Source organism: Curtobacterium sp. PhB137, assembly GCF_003814955.1.
Classification (GTDB): domain Bacteria; phylum Actinomycetota; class Actinomycetes; order Actinomycetales; family Microbacteriaceae; genus Curtobacterium.
On sequence record NZ_RKQO01000005.1, the window covers coordinates 533,473 to 552,152 of the forward strand.

Here is an 18,680-nt window from a genome sequence, read left to right on the forward strand (position 1 = left end):
ACTCGGTCCGAGAGCTCGATCCGAGCTCGATCCGCCAACACTACGCGTGTCCGGTCAGTGCTCGTGACCCGGTTCGCCCTGGGCGTCGCGGACCACCGGTGCGCCGGACTGCTCCCACGCGACCATGCCGCCGGTCAGGTTGACCGCGGAGACGCCGGACTGTTCGAGTGCCGCGACCACCCGGGCCGAACGAGCACCCGAGTGGCAGACGATGATCGCCGGTTCGTCGCCGCCGTCGATCTCCTGCCAGCGGTTCACCAGCTCGGACATCGGGACGAGCGTTGCCTCGGGAGCGTGGACCTCGTCCCACTCCCCCTGCTCACGGACGTCGAACAGCCGCGACCCCGACTCGAGCCGACGACGCGCCTCGGCGACGTCGACCTCGGTGATCTCGATCGGCATCAGGCGGTCGCCTTCGCGTCGGCGTCGACCTCGCGCTGGCGCTTCTCGGCCGCCTGGACCTTCTTGGCGTCGGCCTGCTTGATCTTCGGCTCGTTCTCGCGCAGCTGGGCGTACATCGGCGACGCGATGAAGATCGTCGAGTAGGTGCCGACGATGATGCCGATGAACAGTGCGAGCGAGATGTCGCGGAGCGTGCCCGCACCGAGCACGTACGACCCGATGAACAGGATCGCCGCGACCGGCAGCAGCGCCACGACCGAGGTGTTGATCGAGCGGACGAGCGTCTGGTTCACCGCGAGGTTCACCGACTGCTTGAACGTGCGGATCGACTCCTGAGAGGTGTTCTCACGCACCTTGTCGAAGACCACGACGGTGTCGTAGAGCGAGTACCCGAGGATCGTCAGGAAGCCGATCACCGCCGCGGGCGTGACCTCGAGCCCGACGATGCCGTAGACACCGGCCGTGATCAACAGGTCGTGGACCAGCGCGGCCATCGCGGAGAGCGACATCTTCCAGGTGCGGAAGTACAGCGTCATGAAGACGGCGGCCAGGGCGAGGAAGATCACCAGACCGCGGATCGCCTGGGCGAGCACGTCGGCGCCCCACGTGGCACCGATGAACGTCGCGGCGACCTGGCTCTCCGGCACGTCGTACGCCTCGGCCAGGGCGTCCTGCACCTCGGTCGTCTGACGGTCGGTGAGCTGGCCGGTCTGCACGCGGATGCCGTGCGTGCCGAGCTGGGAGACGCGCGGGATCTCGTCCGAGACGACCCGCTCGACGGTGTCCGTCGCGATGCTCTGGTCGGTGTTCTTGACGTCCGACAGGGTGAACTCGGAACCGCCGGTGAACTCGATGCCGAGCTGGTACCCGCCGCGCAGCCACGGGGTGGCGAGCGAGATCACGATCATGATGAGCGCGATGAGGTACCAGGTCTTGCGTCGTCCGATGATGTCGTACGACCGCTTCCCCGTGTAGAGGTCGCTGCCGAACTGGCTGAAGCTGGCCATCAGTCGTCCTTCCCGTCCGGCGTCGAGCCGTTGTCGCCGGAGGCCTGCTGGGCCTTCCGCTCCGCGATCGTCTGTCGGCGCTGCGCCTCACCGGCACTGCGCTGGCGCTTGCCGTCCACCACGGGGGCGCGGAACTGCGCACGCCCCTTGTAGACCGCACCGAGCGCCGCTGGGTCGAGCCCGCTGAACTTGTGCCCCTCGCCGAAGAACCGGGTGCGGGAGATGAGCTGCATCATCGGGTGGGTGAAGAGCGCGACCACCACGATGTCGATCAGCGTCGTGAGGAGCAGCGTGAACGCGAAGCCCTTCACGTCGGCGACCGCGAGCACGTACAGGGTGACGGCGGCGAGGAAGTTCACCGCGTCGGACGCCAGGATCGTGCGGAGTGCGCGCTTCCAGCCGGACTCGACCGCACTCTCGAGTGCGCGACCGTCGCGGAGTTCGTCACGGATGCGTTCGAAGTAGACGATGAACGAGTCCGCCGTGATGCCGATCGCGACGATCAGACCCGCCACACCCGCCAAGGACAGGCGGTAGTCGACGCGCCACGACATGATCGCGATGACCAGGTAGGTCAGGACGGCTGCCACCCCGAGCGAGAGCACCGTGACGAACGCGAGCGCCCGGTACTGGATGACGGAGTAGATGATCACCAGGCCGAGGCCGATCAGGCCCGCGACGAGACCACCGATGAGCTGCGCCGTTCCGAGCGTCGCCGAGATGTTCTCGTTCGACTGCACCTGGAAGTTGATCGGCAGCGCACCGTACTTGAGCTGGTCGGCGAGCGTCTTCGACGACTCGGCTGTGAACGAGCCGGTGATCTGCGCCTTGCCGTTGGTGATGGCGGAGTTCGTGGACGGGGCCGTGATGACCGAGCCGTCCAGCACGATCGCGAACTGGTTCTGCGGTGCCTGCAGCGAGACGAGGCGGTTCGTGACGGTGCGGAAGTCCTTCGTGCCCTGGCCGTCGAAGGTCAGGTTGACGGCCCACTGGCCCGTCGACGTGCCCTGCGAGTCGGTGGCCAGACCCGAGGTGGCGTTGCTGATGTTCGCACCGGAGACCTCGACCGGGCCGAGGATGTACTTCGACGCACCGTCGGCGTCACACGTGACGAGGGGCTCGTCGTCCGGCGCCGAGGTGACGTCGTCCGGAGCCGCGCAGTTGTAGTTGGTGTACAGGTCCTGCAGCGCCGGGGTGATCCAGTTGACGTCGCTGGCGTTCGTCGGCTTCGCGCTCGGCGTCGCCGCGAGCGATGCGGGCGGCGAGTACGGCGTCGGCGAGGCGGTGGACTTCCCGTCGTCACCGACGGCGGAGTTCGTCGCGGCCTCGGTGAAGAGCACGGGGCGGAACGTCAGCTTCGCCGCTGCCTCGATGCGGTCGATCGTGGCCTTGTCGGGCCGACCGGGGATCGACACGACGATGTTGTTCGCACCCTGCGTGTTGATCTCGGTCTCGGAGACGCCGGTGGCGTTGATGCGCTGGCGGATGATCTCCACCGCCTGCTGCAGCTGCTGCGAGGTCACCGAGTCGCCCTCGGTGTTCTGCGCCGCGAGGGTCAGCTGCGTGCCGCCCTGCAGGTCGAGTGCGAGCTCCGGAACCCAGCTCGCGCCCTGGTACCACTTGTCCGTGTCGTCCTTCGAGCTGCCGGCGAGGATCGTCGCGGCGGTGTTCAGGCCGGCGAGGATCGCCATCAGGATCACCAACCAGGTGAGCGAGCGCAGCGCCTTCTTGACGGGTGTCGATCGTGCCACCGGTCGTCTCGTCTTTCTGTTCAGGACCGTCGGCGCTCAGGCACGACGGCAGAGGGAAGCCGCCGGGTCAGACGACCCGGCGGCCGAGGGCGTCAGTCGTCGGACTTGCGCTTCGAGTCGGTCTCGTCGAGGCGGTCGTTGTCGACCCGCTCGCCGTAGACCGGCTCCCCGTTGAGTTCGGCGACGGGCTTGGCCTCGTCCTCCGGCGTCGCGGTGGTCTCGATGTCCGAGGCGCTGTCGTCGACGACGCGCGACAGGGTCTGGCGGTGCACGGTGACGACGGTGCCGGGGGCGATCTCGACGTCGGCGGTGACCTTCTCGTCGTCGACGGAGAGGAGCGTGCCGTACAGGCCGAAGGACAGCATCACGCGAGCACCCGGCACCATCTTGGTGGCGAGCTCGCCCTGCTGCTTCTTGCGCTTGCGGCTGTTGTAGAACATGAAGGCCGCGAACGCCACGACGATGACGATGAGGATGACTTCTTGACCCATGATGCAGTTGCCTTCTCTGGTTGCTCGGTTTCGGGCCGTAGCAGTCTAGGGCACGCCACTGTGCGTGGCATGTCACCCGACCGATCGGCCGCTAGTCGGTGGTGTCGGTGTCGTCGAACAGGCCCGGGAGCGGCCCGACGCCCTGCCCGGGGGTGAGGCCGAGGTGCCGCCACGCGACCGGGGTCGCGATGCGGCCGCGCGGGGTTCGCGTGACCAGACCGACCCGGACGAGGAAGGGTTCGACGACCGACTCGATGGTCTCGGACTCTTCTCCGACCGAGACCGCGAGGGTGTTCAGCCCCACCGGTCCGCCGTCGAAGCGGGTCAGCATGATCTCGACCACGGCGCGGTCGAGGCGGTCGAGCCCGAGCTCGTCGACGTCGTACAGGTCGAGTGCACCCTGGACGGCCGCCATTCCGTGGGTGGTGCGGTGCACGAGGGCGTAGTCGCGCACCCGGCGGAGCAGCCGGTTCGCGATGCGCGGGGTGCCCCGGGAACGCCCGGCGATCTCCCGCAGCGCCGATCGGTCGATGTCGAGCTCGAGCAGGTGCGCGGCGCGGATCAGGACCTGTTCGAGTTCGTCCTTCTCGTAGAACTCGAGGTGCGCCGTGAAGCCGAAGCGGTCGCGGAGCGGGTTCGGCAGCAGGCCGGCGCGGGTGGTGGCACCGACCAGGGTGAACGGCGCGAGGTCGAGCGGGATGCTCGTCGCGCCGGCGCCCTTGCCCACCATGACGTCGATCCGGAAGTCCTCCATCGCCAGGTAGAGCATCTCTTCCGCAGAGCGCGCCATCCGGTGGATCTCGTCGATGAACAGGACCTCGCCCGGCACGAGCGAGGACAGGACGGCAGCCAGGTCACCTGCGTGCTGGATCGCCGGACCGCTCGACATCCGCAACGGACGGCCGGTCTCGTGCGCGACGATCATCGCCAGCGTGGTCTTGCCGAGGCCGGGAGGACCCGCCATCAGGATGTGGTCCGGGGTGCGGTCCTGCATGCCGGCCGCCTTGAGCAGCAGGTCGAGCTGCCCGCGCACCTTCCGCTGGCCGACGAACTCGTCGAGCGACCGCGGCCGGAGTGCACCTTCGAACGCGAGTTCTTCCTGCGACTCGGCTCCGGCTGACGTGATGCCGCTCATCGACCGGCACCGGCGGGCCGGAGCGCACCGAGCGCGGCGCGGAGCAGCGCCTGCGTGCCCATGGCTGCGGCCCCTGGCTCGTTCGCGACGGTGTCGTCGACGGCGGTCTGTGCTGCGTCCTCGCGCCAGCCGAGGCCGATCAGTGCGGAGACGACGTCGGTCGCGGCCGGGTGGGCAGCAGTGCCACGACCGGCGGTGACCACAGCAGCCTGCTCGAACGCCGCGAGCTTGCCGGTGAGCGCGAGGATGATGAGCTTCGCGGTCTTCGGACCGATTCCGGAGACCTTGCGGAAAGCGCCGTCGTCGTCCTTCGCGACGGCGTTCGCGACCTGCGACGGGTCCATGTGGGCCAGGACGCCCATCGCGGACTTGGGCCCGACACCCGTGACGCTGCGCAGCAGGTCGAACACCTGGAGGGCGTCGGTCGACTCGAAGCCGAAGAGCAGGTGCTCGTCTTCGCGCACGATCATCGCGGTGCGGACGAACACCTCGGACCCGTGGCGCATCGTCAGTGCGTGGGCCGGGGTCACGGTGACGGCGTACCCGACTCCCCCGGCCTCGATCACCACGCCGGAACCGGCGATGTCGATGCAGGTACCCCGGAGACTCGCGATCATGCCCCGAGCCTACGGCCGCCCACCGACGCGGCCGACGAGCCACGCGGTCGGGCCGCGGCAGCGGCCGCACGGGCGAGCGGGGAGTCGACGGTGCCGCCCTGTGCGTCGCGCCACGCGCGTTGTGCCGGGGTGAGGTTCGTGGCACGTTCGCCGGCGACGTCAGGTGATCCGAGCCTCCAGGCATGGCACACGGCCAGCGCGAGCGCATCGGCGGCGTCGGCCGGCTTCGGGGCCTCGGCGAGACCGAGCACGCGCGCGATCATGGTCTGCACCTGGCGCTTGTCGGCGTTGCCGTAGCCGGTGACGGCCGCCTTGACCTCGGACGGCGTGTGCAGGCCGACGGGCAGTCCGCGGGCCGCCGCGGCGTGCAGCGCGAGCCCGGCCGCCTGGGCGGTGCCCATCACGGTGCGGACGTTCGCCTGGGCGAACACGCGCTCGACGGCGACCGCGTCCGGGTGGTGCTCGTCGATCTCGGCGGCGATGCCGTCGGCGATGCGGAGCAGCCGCTGTTCGAGCGGCATGTCCGCCGGGGTGCGCACGACCGTCACGTGGACGAGCCGTGCGCGCCGGTTCGGTGCGACCTCGACGACGCCGACGCCGCACCGGGTGAGCCCGGGGTCCACCCCGAGCACACGGAGCACGGCTACTCGCCCTCGTCCTCGTCGAGCTCGGCCTGGACGTCCGCCGGCACGTCGAAGTTGGCGTAGACGTTCTGCACGTCGTCGCTGTCCTCGAGCGCGTCGATCAGGCGGAAGACCTTGCGGGCGGTCTCGGCGTCGACCGGCACCTTGAGGCCGGGGACGAACTCGGCGTCGGCCGAGTCGTAGTCGATGCCGGCGTCCTGCAGCGCGGTGCGGGCCGCGACGAGGTCGCTCGCCTCGGTGATGATCTCGAAGCCGCCGCCCTGGTCGATGACGTCCTCGACACCGGCGTCGAGCACGGCGGTCATGACGGTGTCCTCGTCGAGGCCGTCGGTCTTCGTGACCGAGATGACGCCCTTGCGCGAGAAGTTGTAGGCGACGCTGCCCGGGTCGGCCATCGTGCCACCGTTGCGGGACATCGCCGTCCGGACCTCGGCCGCTGCGCGGTTCTTGTTGTCGGTGAGGCACTCGATCAGCATCGCGACGCCGTTCGGGGCGTAGCCCTCGTACATGATCGTCGTGTACTCGATCGACTCACCGGTCAGGCCGGCACCGCGCTTGACGGCACGGTCGATGTTGTCGTTCGGGACCGAGGTCTTCTTGGCCTTCTGGATCGCGTCGACCAGCGTCGGGTTGCCCGACAGGTCGGCGCCGCCCATCTTCGCGGCGACCTCGATGTTCTTGATGAGCTTGGCGAAGGACTTGGCACGGCGGCCGTCGATGACGGCCTTCTTGTGCTTGGTCGTCGCCCACTTGGAATGCCCGGACACGGTTCTCCTTGCGTCTTGCGGAAAGTCGGGGTCAGTTTACCCAGCCGGGAGGCCCGGCGCCGCCCCGCCCCGCCGGTGCGGGCACGCAGGTGGCCGGGCCCAGGGCCCGCGGGCGGTCGTGCCCAGAGCCCGAGGGCCGCGTCAGGCGCTGCGCACCATGGCGAGGAAGCGGCGGTGGAAGCGGTCCTCGCCGGCGACCTCGGGGTGGAACGCACTGGCGAGGACGTTGCCCTGCTGCACCGCGACGACCTGCCCGTCCGCCAGTGCGCCGAGGACCTGGACGCCGGGGCCGTGCTGCTCCACCACCGGGGCGCGGATGAAGACCGCGTGCACGGGGGCGTCGCCGAGCTCGGGCATCGGCACGTCGACCTCGAACGAGTCGTTCTGGCTGCCGAACGCGTTCCGACGAACCGTGGTGTCGAGCACATCGAGGGTCTGCTGGCCGCTGATGCCGTCGGTGATCCGCGACGACAGCATGATCATGCCGGCACACGTGCCGTACGTCGGCAGGCCGTCGCGGATGGCACCAGCGAGGGGCTCGGCGACGCCGAACGCCCGGGACAGCTTGTCCATCACGCTCGACTCGCCGCCGGGGATCACGACGCCGTCGAGCGCCGCGACCTCCTCGGGGCGACGGAGCGGCACCACGTCGGCGCCGAGCTCCGTCAACGAGGCGATGTGCTCGCGGAAGTCACCCTGCAGTGCCAGGACCCCGATGCGGGGCCGAGCACTGCTCGTCGTGCTACCAGCCACGCTCGGCGAGGCGGTGCGGTGCGGGGACGTCGGCGACGTTGATGCCGACCATCGCCTCGCCCAGACCACGCGAGACCTCGGCGATGACCTTGGGGTCGTCGTGGAAGGTGACGGCCTTGACGATCGCGGCGGCACGCTTCGCCGGGTCGCCGGACTTGAAGATGCCGGAGCCGACGAACACGCCGTCCGCGCCGAGCTGCATCATCATCGCGGCGTCGGCCGGGGTGGCGACGCCACCGGCGGTGAAGAGCACGACGGGGAGCTTGCCGGTGCGGGCGACCTCGCGCACGATCTCGAACGGCGCCTGCAGTTCCTTGGCGGCGACGTAGAGCTCGTCTTCCTTGAGGTGGCGCAGCGCCGCGATCTCCTTGTTGATCGTGCGGATGTGCTTCGTGGCCTCGGACACGTCACCCGTGCCGGCCTCGCCCTTGGAACGGATCATCGCAGCGCCCTCGGTGATGCGACGGAGCGCCTCGCCCAGCTCGGTGGCACCGCAGACGAACGGCGTGGTGAAGTTCCACTTGTCGATGTGGTTGACGTAGTCGGCGGGCGAGAGCACCTCGGACTCGTCGATGTAGTCGACGCCGAGCTCCTGCAGGATCTGCGCCTCGACGAAGTGGCCGATGCGGGCCTTCGCCATGACGGGGATCGACACGGCCGCGATGATCTCCTCGATCATCGACGGGTCGGACATGCGGGCGACGCCGCCCTGTGCGCGGATGTCGGCGGGGACACGCTCGAGGGCCATGACCGCGGTCGCGCCGGCTTCTTCCGCGATGCGGGCCTGCTCGGCGTCGACGACGTCCATGATGACGCCGCCCTTGAGCATCTCGGCGAGGCCGCGCTTGACGCGGTCGGAGCCGGTGATCGAGGTGCCAGGGGTGCCGGAGGTGCTGGTGCTGTCGCTCATGATGCCGATCAGTCTAGTCCGCTGCCGGCCAGCCCTCGGCGACCAGTCGGCGGGTGTCCCCGAGCATCTGGGACATCGACTTCGTCCGCGCGATGATCGGGAAGAAGTTCGCGTCGGACTGCCACCGCGGCACGATGTGCTGGTGCAGGTGTGCGGCGATGCCGGCCCCCGCGACCTCGCCCTGGTTCATGCCGATGTTGAAGCCGTCGCAGTGCGACACGGCGCGCAGGACCCGCATCGCGGTCTGGGTCAGCTCGCCCATCTCGCGGAGCTCGTCCGGCGTGGCCTCGTCGTACAGCGGCACGTGGCGGTACGGGCAGACCAGCAGGTGTCCGTTGTTGTACGGGAACAGGTTGAGCAGCACGTAGGCGTGCTCGCCCCGGGCGACGATGAGGGCGTCCTCGTCGGACTTCCGCGGTGCCTCGCAGAACGGGCAGTCGTCTGCATGCCCGCGGCCCGTGCCCTCGCGCCCGGCGTCGATGTACGCCATCCGGTGCGGGTTCCACAGGCGCTGGAAGGCATCCGGGACGGCCGCACCGGTGGCGGCGTCCCGGATGACCAGCGGGTCCTGCTCGTCCGTCATCAGACCTGCGCGCGCTCGCGGATCGCCGTCAGGATGCGGTCGACCGCTTCGTCCACGGGCACGGCGTTGTCCTGGCGCCCGTCACGGAAGCGGAAGGAGACCGCACCGGCGTCGCGGTCGTCGCCGCCGGCGATGAGCTGGAACGGCACCTTCGCCTTGGTGTGCGTGCGGATCTTCTTCTGCATGCGGTCGTCCGAGTGGTCGACCTCGGCGCGGACGCCGTGCGACCGGAGCTTCGCGATGACCTCGTCGAGGTAGTCGCCGTACTCAGCCGCGACGGGGATGCCGACGACCTGCACCGGCGACAGCCAGGCCGGGAACGCGCCGGCGTAGTGCTCGGTCAGCACGCCGAAGAACCGCTCGATCGAGCCGAACAGCGCGCGGTGGATCATCACCGGGCGCTGGCGGGAGCCGTCGGCCGCGGTGTAGTCGATGCCGAAGCGCTCGGGCAGGTTGAAGTCGAGCTGCACGGTCGACATCTGCCACGTGCGGCCGATGGCGTCGCGGGCCTGCACCGAGATCTTCGGGCCGTAGAAGGCGGCTCCGGCGGGGTCGGGCACGAGCTCGAGACCGGACTCCTCGGCGACCTCGCGCAGGGTGTTCGTCGCGACGTCCCAGACCTCGTCGTCACCGACGTACTTCTCCGGGTCCTTCGTCGAGAGCTCGAGGTAGAAGTCGTCGAGGCCGTAGTCGCGCAGCAGCGAGAGCACGAACTCGAGGGTGGTGGTCAGCTCCTCCTTCATCTTCTCCTGCGTGGTGAAGATGTGCGCGTCGTCCTGGGTCATGCCGCGGACCCGGGTGAGGCCGTGGATGACACCGGACTTCTCGTTGCGGTAGACCGTGCCGAACTCGAACATCCGGAGCGGCAGGTCGCGGTACGAACGCGGCTGCGACCGGTACGCCAGGATGTGCATCGGGCAGTTCATCGGCTTGAGGTAGTAGTCGGCACCCTGACGCGTGACGTTGCCGTCCTCGTCCTTCGCCTCGTCCATGTGCATGGCCGGGAACATGCCGTCCTTGTACCAGCCGAGGTGCCCGGAGGTCTCGAACAGGTCGCCCTTGGTGATGTGCGGCGTGTAGACGAACGAGTAACCGTTCTCCTCGTGCCGACGGCGCGAGTAGTCCTCCATCTCGCGGCGGATGATGCCGCCCTTCGGGTGGAAGATCGCCAGGCCGGAACCGATCTCGTCGGGGAACGAGAACAGGTCGAGTTCGGCACCGAGCTTGCGGTGGTCGCGCTTGGCGGCTTCTTCGAGGCGCACCAGGTAGGCCTTGAGCTGGTCCTTGTCGGGCCAGGCGGTGCCGTAGATGCGCTGCAGCTGCGGGTTCTTCTCGGAGCCGCGCCAGTAGGCGGCCGCGACGCGCATGAGCTTCGCGGCGTTGCCGATCCAGCGGGTGTGCGGCACGTGCGGGCCCCGGCAGAGGTCCTGCCAGACGACCTCGCCCGACTTCGGGTCGACGTTCTCGTACACGGTGAGCTCGCCGGCGCCGACCTCGACGCTCTCGCCGGAGTCGCCGTCGGTCGCCGCACCCTTGAGCCCGATGAGCTCCTGCTTGTACGGCTCCCCCGCCATCAGCTCGCGTGCCTGCTCGTCCGTGACGACCACGCGGCGGAAGCGCTGGGCCTGCTTGACGATGCGGTCCATGCCCTTCTCGATCGCCTTGAGGTCCTCGGGGGTGAAGGGCTCGGCGACGTCGAAGTCGTAGTAGAAGCCGTCGGCGACGGGCGGCCCGATGCCGAGCTTGGCCTCGGGGTTGATCTGCTGGACGGCCTGCGCGAGCACGTGCGCGGCCGAGTGGCGGAGGATGTCGAGCCCGTCCTGCTCCTGCAGGGTGACGGCCTCGGCGGTCTCACCGGCGGCGACGTCGGCAGCGAGGTCCTTGAGGACACCGTCGACGCGGATCGCGACGACGCCGCGCTCACCGTCGAAGAGCTCGGTGCCCGTCGTGGTCGTCGTCGCGGTGCGGGGCTCGGGTGCCTGGGGCACGGCTGCGGGCTCGGCGCTCTCCGGCGCTGCGGCGACTGACTCGGTCACGATGATGGGACTCCTCGATCGAAATGGTGCGTCAAGACTAGTGCGCGCGTGGGGCTCAGGCGGGCACGGCGCCGAGCGTGGTGACGGGCAGGCGCGGCTCGAGTCGCTCGCGTCCGTTCAGCCCGTCGAGCTCGAGCAGCGCGGCGAACCCGACCGCCTGGTAGCCCGCGCGTTCGAGCAGCGTGATGGTGGCGGCGCCGGTCCCACCGGTGGCGAGGACGTCGTCGACGACGAGGACCCTGGTGCCCGCGGGGAGCTGGCCCGGACGCAGCTCGAGCTCGGCCTCGCCGTACTCGAGTGCGTACTGCTCGCTGAGGACCTCGCCCGGCAGCTTGCCGGCCTTGCGCACGGTGAGCACGCCCACCTGGTGCTGCGCGGCGATCCCGCCGGCGAGGGCGAAGCCCCGTGCCTCGATGCCGGCGACGGCGTCGAAGCCGGCACCGACGGCGAACGGCGCGGCGAGTGCCTCGCACACGCGGCCGAACGCCACGGCGTCCGAGAACACCGGCGTCACGTCGCGGAACAGCACCCCCGGCTTCGGGAAGTCCGGGACGACGGCGGTCAGGCGTTCGACGAGTGCAGCTGCGGTTTCGGTCACCCGCCAACGGTACGGGAGGCCCGGGGTGCGTCCGACACGTCGGCGCACGGCGCGAGCTCGGTCGCGCCGTGCCCGGTCGTCGGTGCGGCGCACGGTGCGGTTGCGTCGGCCGGTGCGCCGACGGTGGCTCGGTGCGGGGCTGTCCCCTCGCACCGAGCCACCAAGCGGGCACGGGACGGCGTCGGTCGCACGGTGCGACGGTCGGGTGTCCGATCCGGCTCAGCGCCAGGCGCGCATGAGTGCGGCCTGCAGGAGCAGGTCGTTCTCGCGCTGCTGCCGCTCGCGGTCGAGCTGCAGCCGTGTTGCGTGGTCGATCACCGGACGGACCCGGCGGGTCCGCCGGCTCCAGATGATGAGCGACATGCCGATGCGCAGCGCGATGCGGTCGGTGAGGGAGACCCGGTGGCGCGCTGCGCGGGTATCGGGAGGACGGGTGGCGGTCTTCGATGACACGGTGATCCCTTTCAGGGCATGACGGAGTTGCCCGGCACACGGGCAGGAGTGGACTGCCCGGAACACGGGCAGGACAAAATGAATGCGTGAGAATGCATTCCGCGGTCACCGGAGGAATGTCCGACGACGCGGTACTGAATGACTTCCGGTACCGAGAGCGTCGCACCGACCGCCGACATTCTCCGGCGACGATCGACGCAGTCCGATTGCGTGCGCGGAGCACACGGGTCGGGACCGATCGGCGATCGACGGAGCCGGTTCGACGCGAGCCAGAACGGCTCAGCGCGAGGTGTCAGGCGACGGACTCGTCACGAGACGAGGATCGAACGACACAGATGTCGGCAGAAGGCGGAACGCTCCGGGTCAGCGGACGCGGAACGGGGTGCCGACGCGTCCACGGATTCCACGGAACGGAGTGGTTGCGGTGATCATCATGGTCGGCCCCCTTTCGGTCTCGAGCTGTCGGAGTCGTTCCCCGGCTGCACTGCAGCGGTTCGCGACGAGTGAACACTATCGGCCCCGCAATTCGCAGCGCAACCCCTTTCTCCGATTTCTCCGGAATTGCATTCCCGAACACCCCGCACCGCACCCGGACGCCACGAAGGCCCGGTACCGAATCGGTACCGGGCCTTCGTGGGCGAACGGCTGCTAGAGCGTCGCGGGTTCCGCCACCGCTGCCGTCAGCACGTCGTCGACGACGTCGATCCGCACGGTGTCCCCGGCGGTCACACCACCGTCGACCACGAGCGTCGCGATGCGGTCGTCGACCTCGCGCTGGATGAGCCGGCGGAGCGGACGGGCGCCGTACTCGGGCTCGTACCCGTGCTCGGCGAGCCAGTCGATCGCTGCGTCGGAGACGGAGAGCACCATGTCCTGCGCGACGAGCCGGAGCGCCGTGTCCTGCAGCAGCAGTGACACGATCGACGTGATCTGCGACCGGTCGAGCTTGCGGAAGAGCACGATCTCGTCGATGCGGTTGATGAACTCCGGCCGCATGGCCTCGCGGAGCTTGCCCATCACCCGGGCGCGGAGGTCGTCCTCGCCGTACCCGTCGGTCGTGCCGACCGGCGCGAAGCCGAGGGCGCCCGACCGTGAGGCCAGGAACTCCGAGCCGATGTTCGACGTCATGATCACGACGGTGTTCCGGAAGTCCACCGTGCGACCCTGACCGTCGGTCAGTCGACCGTCGTCCAGCACCTGCAGCAGCAGGTTGAACACGTCGGGGTGCGCCTTCTCGACCTCGTCGAGCAGGATCACCGAGTACGGGTTCCGACGCACGCGTTCGGTGAGCTGCCCGGCCTCGTCGTAGCCGACGTACCCGGGAGGCGCCCCGACCAGCCGCGAGACGGTGTGCCGCTCGCCGAACTCGCTCATGTCGAAGCGGAGCATGGCGGACTCGTCACCGAACAGCGACGACGCCAGGGCCTTCGCCAGTTCGGTCTTGCCGACGCCGGTCGGACCGAGGAACAGGAAGCTCCCGACGGGTCGACGCTGGTCGCCCATGCCGGTCCGGCTGCGTCGGACGGCCTTCGCGATCGCCGCGACGGCGTCGTCCTGGCCGACGACGCGCTCGTGCAGTTCCTGCTCGAGCACGGCGAGCCGCGAGCGGTCGCCCTGGGTCAGGCGCGTCGCCGGGATGCCGGTGGCACGCGACACCACACCGGCGATGTCGCGTTCCGTGATCGAGGTGCCCACGGATTCGGGACGGGAGGCGCGGGGAGCGTCCGCCGATGTGGCGGCGGCGATCCGGGCCTCCAGTCCGACCGTCTCGTCGCGCAGGCGCGACGCCTCTTCGTACAGCTCCTCGGCGACCGCGCGGTCCTTCTCGGCGAGGAGCTCGGCGACCTGGTCGCGCAGGGCCTCGACGTCGACGGCACCCGAGCGGGCGAGCCGGCGCCGTGCACCGGCCTGGTCGATGAGGTCGATGGCCTTGTCCGGCAGGTGCCGGTCGGTGACGTACCGGTGCGAGAGCTCGACTGCGGCGCGCAGCGACTCCGGCGTGTAGACGACGCCGTGGTGCTCCTCGTACCGGGGTGCGAGGCCGGTCAGGATCGCGACGGCGTCCTCGACGCTCGGCTCCCCGACCGTGACCGGCTGGAAGCGACGCTCGAGGGCGGCGTCCTTCTCGATCCGGCGGTACTCGTTCAGGGTCGTCGCGCCGACCAGGTGCAGGTCGCCGCGGGCGAGCCGGGGCTTGAGGATGTTGCCGGCGTCCATCGAGCCGCCCTCACCGCCGCCACCGGCGCCGACGACGGTGTGGAGCTCGTCGACGAAGACGATGAGCTCGTCGGCGTGCGCCGCGATCTCGTCCATGGCCTTCGTCAGGCGCTCCTCGAAGTCGCCGCGGTACCGGGTGCCGGCGAGCATGCCGGGCAGGTCGAGGGCGATGACCCGCTTGCCCTGCAGCAGCGACGGGACGTCGCCGTCGACGATGCGCTGGGCGAGTCCCTCGACGATGGCGGTCTTGCCGACGCCGGGCTCGCCGATCAGGACGGGGTTGTTCTTGGTGCGACGGAGCAGGATCTCGACCGCCTGCTCGATCTCGTCGGCACGACCGATGACGGGGTCGATGCGACCGTCACGGGCCCGCGCGGTGAGGTCGGTACCGAACTGGTCGAGGGTCGGGGTGTCGCTGTCGCTGTCGGTGTCGGCCGCTCCGGTCGTTGCACCGGTTCCGGGCATGGGGCGTCCCTCTCGTGCTGCTGCCGCGGCCCGCTGGGCGTAGTCCTGCATGGCCTGTGGGGTGACGCCGGCGCTGGCGAGCAGCTGCCCGGTGACGGTCTCCTGGTCGGTCACGAGCGCGAAGAAGACGTGCTCGGGGTCGGTGTAGGTGCTGCCGAAGCCCCGCGCGGCCTGGGTGGCCTCGACGAGGATGCGCTGCGCCGTGCCGGTCAGGGCCGGGCGGCCGGTCTGCTCGGGCTGCGGCTCGCGGGCCATCGGCAGGCGCTGCTCGATCTCGGCGGCGAGGCGCTCGGGGTCGACCCCGGCGGAACGGACGACGGCGTCGAACGGCTCGGTGCGGACGAGCACGTGCAGCAGGTGCAGCGCGTCGAGCTCGTGCTGCCCCTGCGACACCGCGTACTCGGCGGTGTGCTGGAGCAGCTCGTGGGTACGGCGGCTGAGGAGCCGCGTGATGTCCACCGGTCGGCCGAACGCACGGGGGCGCTGCGGGTCACCGGTGTTCTGCGCCGCGAGGAGGCGGGCGAGGAACTCGTCGAACGAGTCACTGCCGCCGGTCGGGCCGAACGTCTCTGGCAAAGGGACCTCCTGGGGAACTTGAGTGCCTTCGACTCAATGCAACGCAGGAGTGCCGGGGTCATTCCCGGTCGTGGGAGAAACTTGCGGCGACCCGACTCAGGTCCGCGCGATGGCTGCCGAGATCGCCTCGGTGACCCGCGCGAGGTCGGCCGGAGCCACCTCGATGTCGAACCCGCGGCGCCCACCGGAGACGAAGATGCTGTCGTACGCCAGGGCCGACTCGTCGAGCACGGTCCGGATCCGGGACTTCTGGCCGACCGGGCTGATGCCGCCGACGACGTACCCGGTGCGCTTCTCGGCGAGCGCCGGATCGGCCAGCGTCGCCTTCTTGCCACCGACCGCTGCCGCGATGGCCTTGAGGTCGAGCCGGTTCGCCACCGGCACGATCGCCACCGCCAGCGCGCCGTCGACCGAGACGACCAGGGTCTTGAAGACCTGCTCCTCGCGGAGGCCGAGTGCGGCGGCGGCTTCCTCGCCGAAGTTCGTGGCGCTCTCGTGGTGGTCGTACACGTGCGGGGTGTACGACACCCCGGCTCGGTCGAGCGCGACGGTCGCTGGGGTGCTCGGCGAACCTGCGGTCATGCGGCGATCCTCTCCCGCGCTGCCGTCCTGTCCGTGGCGGCACGCGGGCGTTACGCTGAACCGACCATGACCGTCGCCCTGCTGATCCTCCGCGCCGCCGCTGCGCTGGTGCTCGGTGCGCCCGCGGTCGGTGACCCCGCAGCCGGCGTCCTGCCGCTGCTGGCGGTGGCCGCGCTCGGCCTGACGGCCGTCGCCGTGGCGGTCGTCGTCGCGCAGGTCATCGCCACGGTGCTGGCGACGGTCCTCGGGCTGCGGTCGTCGGGTGTCGAACACGCTCCGGTACCGGACCTGGTAACCCGCATCGCGTGGAGCCACCCCGATGCCGACGGGCACGTCCGATCGCGTGCCCCGGGAGTCGCCGCCCCGGCCTGACCACCGACCGGTGGCCGGGCCCTCGCGACCCCTCCTGCGAACCACCACCGATCGGAACCGTCATGGACCTGTCCACCCTGCCCCTCGTCGGCCCGCTGCTGCACGGCGGCGCGGACCTCGTCGCCGCCCTGACCGCGGCGCTCTCACCCACCACGGGCTCGTTCGCCGCGGCGATCGCCGTCGTGCTCCTGACCCTGGCCGTCCGGGCCGTGCTCGTGCCGCTGTCCGTCCTGCAGGTCCGAGCGGAGCGCGACCGACGTCGGCTCGCGCCGCAGCTCGCCGCCCTGCGGAAGCGGCACGGGAAGAACGCCGAGCAGCTGCAGCGTGCGGTCCAGCAGCTCTACACGAACGAGAAGGTCTCACCCCTGGCCGGATGCCTGCCCGTCCTCGCGCAAGCTCCGGTGCTGTCCCTCGTCTACGCCCTGTTCACGCACGCGTCGATCGACGGAACGGTCAACGCGCTGCTCGAGGCGACCCTGGTCGGGGTCCCGCTCGGGCACTCGCTCGTCGTCACGCTGACGTCGCCACTCTGGGTGCACGCCTGGGTCGTCATCCTGCTGCTGGCCGTGCTCGCCGCCGTCGTGGAGCTCAGCCGCCGCGCGAACCTGCGCTGGAACCCGGTGCCGACACCGGAGCCGGGCGCACAGGTGCCCGGTGCGGCAGCGACCGCCGCGATCGGACGGTTCGCGCCGTTCATCACGGTCGTGTTCGCCGCGATCGCCCCGCTCGCCGCCGCGCTGTACGTCGTGACGAGTGCCGCGTGGACGGCGGGCGAGCGGGCCGTGCTGCGCCGGGTGATCCGCTAGCGCGGGCGCGTGGCGGTCGGGCCCGGCGTCAGCCGCCCTGGCCCTCTTGCTGCGGCCCCTGGTCGACCGGGTCATACTCGGTGCCGCGACCCTGCTCCTCGTCGGCGGTCGGCACGTGGCGCTCCGTGCCGGTCCCGCCGGGGCTCGTCGCCACGTAGTCGGCCTCGCCGGACTGGGTGTCGTGGCTCAGCGGCTCGAGGGTCTCCGGGTCGGCGTCGTGCCGCGGTTCGGGTTCGGTGCTCATGCGTCACGCCTACTCCCCTCGTTCTGGGTGCGCGCCGCCGCCCCGGCAGTGCCACGATGAAGGGAGTCCACGCGACCGGCAGATCGGGAGTGCGCATGGCCCACGACGACGTGGCAGCGGAACGGGCACGGCTCGAGGCCGTCGCCTGGGGAGCGGCATCGAGCCCCGCCGACGCGGCGCGCGCCCGGATCGCGCTGCAGGACCTGGCGAGCGGGCGGCGGTCGGGTGGTCGGCGAGCGGTCGCGGGCGTCGCCTCCGACACGGGGCCGGACGGGCGGCCGGGAGGCACGGCCCCGGCCAGCGGGCAGGTCGCGTCCCCCGAGCGGTCGGCTCCACTGCTCGGCTCGTCGCCAGAACGGTCGGCTCCACAGGTCGGCTCGTCGCCGGAGCGGTCGGTTCCGGAGCGCGCGACGGTTGCTGCCGAGCCGGACCCGTCCCCGCGAACGGAAGCCGGACCGTGGGCGGCGACCGAAGCCCGAGAACCCGACCGTCCCGACGACGCGGGTGACGACGGCGGGGGTGAGCCGGGCCTCCCGGTCGGGCCGACGCGACGGTCCCGGTGGCGCACGCTGCTCTGGACGGAGCGGCCACGCGTCTGGATCGCGCTCGGCGCGGCAGCGGCGGTCGGTGTGGCGTTCGCCGCCGGCACCGTCGTCGGGCCCGTGCGCGGGGACGTCGCAGCGGCACCGAGCGTCACGCCGACGGCGGGCACGGTCACGCTCGAGCAGCTGCTCGACGTGCCGCAGACCTACGCCGACCAGCTGCCGGGGCCGGTGGAGGCACCCGTGAGCCTGCACTCCACGCGGCTCGTGTTCACGAACCGGGCGCTGGACGGCGGCTCGTTCGACACACCGTGGGCAGTGTGGGCCGGGGTCGGCACGGACCGGTCGACGATCTGCCTGGTGGCGACGGCGAACCGGATCGAGTCGTCGACGGCGTGCTTCCCGCGCGAGGCAGCGCTGCACGGCTCGGTGTCGATGTCCGCGCAGTCGATGAGCGGGACGTTGACGATCGCGCTCCGGGGCGGCGGCGTGCAGGGTCGGGTGACGAACGAGAACTGAGGGCGCGGATTGTTGGAGCGCTCCGAGAATCTCCGCTGACCCCTCGCGGGCTGCGGTCCATCGTGCAACACTGGATGAGCGCACTCGCCGTGGAGTCGTACCCACATCACCCACATCCACAGCGAGCGCGCCCCGCAGACCTCCCGGTCATCGTCGTTCCCCCGAACGTCACCGTCGCGCGCTCGCCCGTGCCCCGGAGGAGGTCAGCAG

The 18,680-nt window shown here is 70.6% G+C and carries 20 protein-coding genes; 3 read left to right on the forward strand and 17 right to left on the reverse strand.

Annotated elements, in window-relative coordinates; translation table 11 throughout:
* Positions 1-54: 54 nt before the first annotated feature.
* From EDF28_RS09135 to ybaK, 16 genes are all read right to left on the reverse strand, one after another.
* A complete protein-coding gene (locus EDF28_RS09135) occupies positions 55-402 on the reverse strand; it encodes a rhodanese-like domain-containing protein (protein ID WP_123292814.1) in 348 nt (115 codons plus the stop codon).
* Entirely contained in the window at positions 402-1,409 is a 1,008-nt protein-coding gene (gene secF, locus EDF28_RS09140) for a protein translocase subunit SecF (RefSeq protein ID WP_123938026.1), read from the reverse strand. Before secF ends, EDF28_RS09135 begins: the two co-directional genes overlap by 1 nt.
* Entirely contained in the window at positions 1,409-3,160 is a 1,752-nt protein-coding gene (secD, locus tag EDF28_RS09145; RefSeq protein WP_123292812.1) for a protein translocase subunit SecD, read from the reverse strand. Before secD ends, secF begins: the two co-directional genes overlap by 1 nt.
* Before the next feature lie 92 nt (positions 3,161-3,252).
* A complete protein-coding gene (gene yajC, locus EDF28_RS09150; protein WP_111084040.1) occupies positions 3,253-3,651 on the reverse strand; it encodes a preprotein translocase subunit YajC in 399 nt (132 codons plus the stop codon).
* A gap of 91 nt (positions 3,652-3,742) precedes the next feature.
* On the reverse strand, positions 3,743-4,786 hold the full coding sequence (ruvB, locus tag EDF28_RS09155; RefSeq protein ID WP_123938027.1) for a Holliday junction branch migration DNA helicase RuvB: 1,044 nt from the start codon (positions 4,784-4,786) through the stop codon (positions 3,743-3,745).
* Positions 4,783-5,403, reverse strand: a complete 621-nt coding sequence (gene ruvA / locus EDF28_RS09160; RefSeq protein ID WP_123938028.1) for a Holliday junction branch migration protein RuvA — start codon at positions 5,401-5,403, stop codon at positions 4,783-4,785. The genes ruvB and ruvA overlap by 4 nt, the downstream gene beginning before the upstream one ends.
* On the reverse strand, positions 5,400-6,044 hold the full coding sequence (gene ruvC / locus EDF28_RS09165; protein WP_111084043.1) for a crossover junction endodeoxyribonuclease RuvC: 645 nt from the start codon (positions 6,042-6,044) through the stop codon (positions 5,400-5,402). Before ruvC ends, ruvA begins: the two co-directional genes overlap by 4 nt.
* A gap of 2 nt (positions 6,045-6,046) precedes the next feature.
* A complete protein-coding gene (locus tag EDF28_RS09170; protein WP_111084044.1) occupies positions 6,047-6,814 on the reverse strand; it encodes a YebC/PmpR family DNA-binding transcriptional regulator in 768 nt (255 codons plus the stop codon).
* 141 nt (positions 6,815-6,955) lie between these two features.
* A complete protein-coding gene (pdxT, locus tag EDF28_RS09175; RefSeq protein WP_123938029.1) occupies positions 6,956-7,567 on the reverse strand; it encodes a pyridoxal 5'-phosphate synthase glutaminase subunit PdxT in 612 nt (203 codons plus the stop codon).
* Positions 7,557-8,477 carry a pyridoxal 5'-phosphate synthase lyase subunit PdxS gene (gene pdxS / locus EDF28_RS09180; protein ID WP_123292809.1) on the reverse strand — a complete coding sequence of 307 codons (921 nt, stop codon included), beginning with the start codon at positions 8,475-8,477 and terminating at the stop codon, positions 7,557-7,559. The genes pdxT and pdxS overlap by 11 nt, the downstream gene beginning before the upstream one ends.
* Before the next feature lie 13 nt (positions 8,478-8,490).
* The gene (locus EDF28_RS09185; protein WP_123671781.1) at positions 8,491-9,060 is read right to left on the reverse strand and encodes an HIT domain-containing protein; all 570 of its coding nucleotides are present in this window, start codon (positions 9,058-9,060) and stop codon (positions 8,491-8,493) included.
* On the reverse strand, positions 9,060-11,096 hold the full coding sequence (gene thrS / locus EDF28_RS09190) for a threonine--tRNA ligase (RefSeq protein ID WP_395875039.1): 2,037 nt from the start codon (positions 11,094-11,096) through the stop codon (positions 9,060-9,062). Before thrS ends, EDF28_RS09185 begins: the two co-directional genes overlap by 1 nt.
* A 55-nt stretch (positions 11,097-11,151) precedes the next feature.
* Positions 11,152-11,694, reverse strand: a complete 543-nt coding sequence (locus EDF28_RS09195) for an adenine phosphoribosyltransferase (protein WP_123292807.1) — start codon at positions 11,692-11,694, stop codon at positions 11,152-11,154.
* 219 nt (positions 11,695-11,913) lie between these two features.
* On the reverse strand, positions 11,914-12,147 hold the full coding sequence (locus EDF28_RS09200; protein ID WP_123339624.1) for a hypothetical protein: 234 nt from the start codon (positions 12,145-12,147) through the stop codon (positions 11,914-11,916).
* A 648-nt stretch (positions 12,148-12,795) separates the two neighbouring features.
* Entirely contained in the window at positions 12,796-15,405 is a 2,610-nt protein-coding gene (locus EDF28_RS09205) for an ATP-dependent Clp protease ATP-binding subunit (RefSeq protein WP_123938030.1), read from the reverse strand.
* 96 nt (positions 15,406-15,501) lie between these two features.
* Complete coding sequence (ybaK, locus tag EDF28_RS09210; RefSeq protein ID WP_111084051.1) at positions 15,502-15,987, reverse strand: Cys-tRNA(Pro) deacylase; 486 nt, start codon at positions 15,985-15,987, stop codon at positions 15,502-15,504.
* Positions 15,988-16,053: 66 nt separating this feature from the next.
* Here ybaK and EDF28_RS09215 point away from each other — a divergent pair, with 66 nt between their 5' ends.
* Positions 16,054-16,359 carry a DUF6412 domain-containing protein gene (locus EDF28_RS09215; protein ID WP_123938031.1) on the forward strand — a complete coding sequence of 102 codons (306 nt, stop codon included), beginning with the start codon at positions 16,054-16,056 and terminating at the stop codon, positions 16,357-16,359.
* 62 nt (positions 16,360-16,421) lie between these two features.
* Positions 16,422-17,165 (forward strand): membrane protein insertase YidC, encoded by a 744-nt coding sequence (locus EDF28_RS09220; protein WP_123938032.1) that lies wholly within the window; start codon positions 16,422-16,424, stop codon positions 17,163-17,165.
* Between the two features lie 28 nt (positions 17,166-17,193).
* Here EDF28_RS09220 and EDF28_RS09225 read toward each other — a convergent pair whose 3' ends face one another.
* Positions 17,194-17,409: a hypothetical protein gene (locus EDF28_RS09225; RefSeq protein WP_111084054.1), complete on the reverse strand. Its 216-nt coding sequence runs from the start codon at positions 17,407-17,409 to the stop codon at positions 17,194-17,196.
* Positions 17,410-17,504: 95 nt separating this feature from the next.
* Between EDF28_RS09225 and EDF28_RS09230 the strand changes: the two genes are divergently transcribed.
* On the forward strand, positions 17,505-18,470 hold the full coding sequence (locus EDF28_RS09230) for a hypothetical protein (protein WP_123938033.1): 966 nt from the start codon (positions 17,505-17,507) through the stop codon (positions 18,468-18,470).
* Positions 18,471-18,680 lie beyond the last annotated feature (210 nt).

Excerpts from the sequence above, each read along its gene's own strand:
- EDF28_RS09135 (WP_123292814.1), bottom strand. The coding sequence starts at position 402 with ATGCCGATCGAGATCACCGAGGTCGACGTCGCCGAGGCGCGTCGTCGG.
- secF (WP_123938026.1), bottom strand. The coding sequence starts at position 1,409 with ATGGCCAGCTTCAGCCAGTTCGGCAGCGACCTCTACACGGGGAAGCGG.
- yajC (WP_111084040.1), bottom strand. The coding sequence starts at position 3,651 with ATGGGTCAAGAAGTCATCCTCATCGTCATCGTCGTGGCGTTCGCGGCC.
- ruvB (WP_123938027.1), bottom strand. The coding sequence starts at position 4,786 with ATGAGCGGCATCACGTCAGCCGGAGCCGAGTCGCAGGAAGAACTCGCG.
- ruvA (WP_123938028.1), bottom strand. The coding sequence starts at position 5,403 with ATGATCGCGAGTCTCCGGGGTACCTGCATCGACATCGCCGGTTCCGGC.
- pdxS (WP_123292809.1), bottom strand. The coding sequence starts at position 8,477 with ATGAGCGACAGCACCAGCACCTCCGGCACCCCTGGCACCTCGATCACC.
- EDF28_RS09185 (WP_123671781.1), bottom strand. The coding sequence starts at position 9,060 with ATGACGGACGAGCAGGACCCGCTGGTCATCCGGGACGCCGCCACCGGT.
- ybaK (WP_111084051.1), bottom strand. The coding sequence starts at position 15,987 with ATGACCGCAGGTTCGCCGAGCACCCCAGCGACCGTCGCGCTCGACCGA.
- EDF28_RS09215 (WP_123938031.1), top strand. The coding sequence starts at position 16,054 with ATGACCGTCGCCCTGCTGATCCTCCGCGCCGCCGCTGCGCTGGTGCTC.
- EDF28_RS09220 (WP_123938032.1), top strand. The coding sequence starts at position 16,422 with ATGGACCTGTCCACCCTGCCCCTCGTCGGCCCGCTGCTGCACGGCGGC.
- EDF28_RS09225 (WP_111084054.1), bottom strand. The coding sequence starts at position 17,409 with ATGAGCACCGAACCCGAACCGCGGCACGACGCCGACCCGGAGACCCTC.
- EDF28_RS09230 (WP_123938033.1), top strand. The coding sequence starts at position 17,505 with ATGGCCCACGACGACGTGGCAGCGGAACGGGCACGGCTCGAGGCCGTC.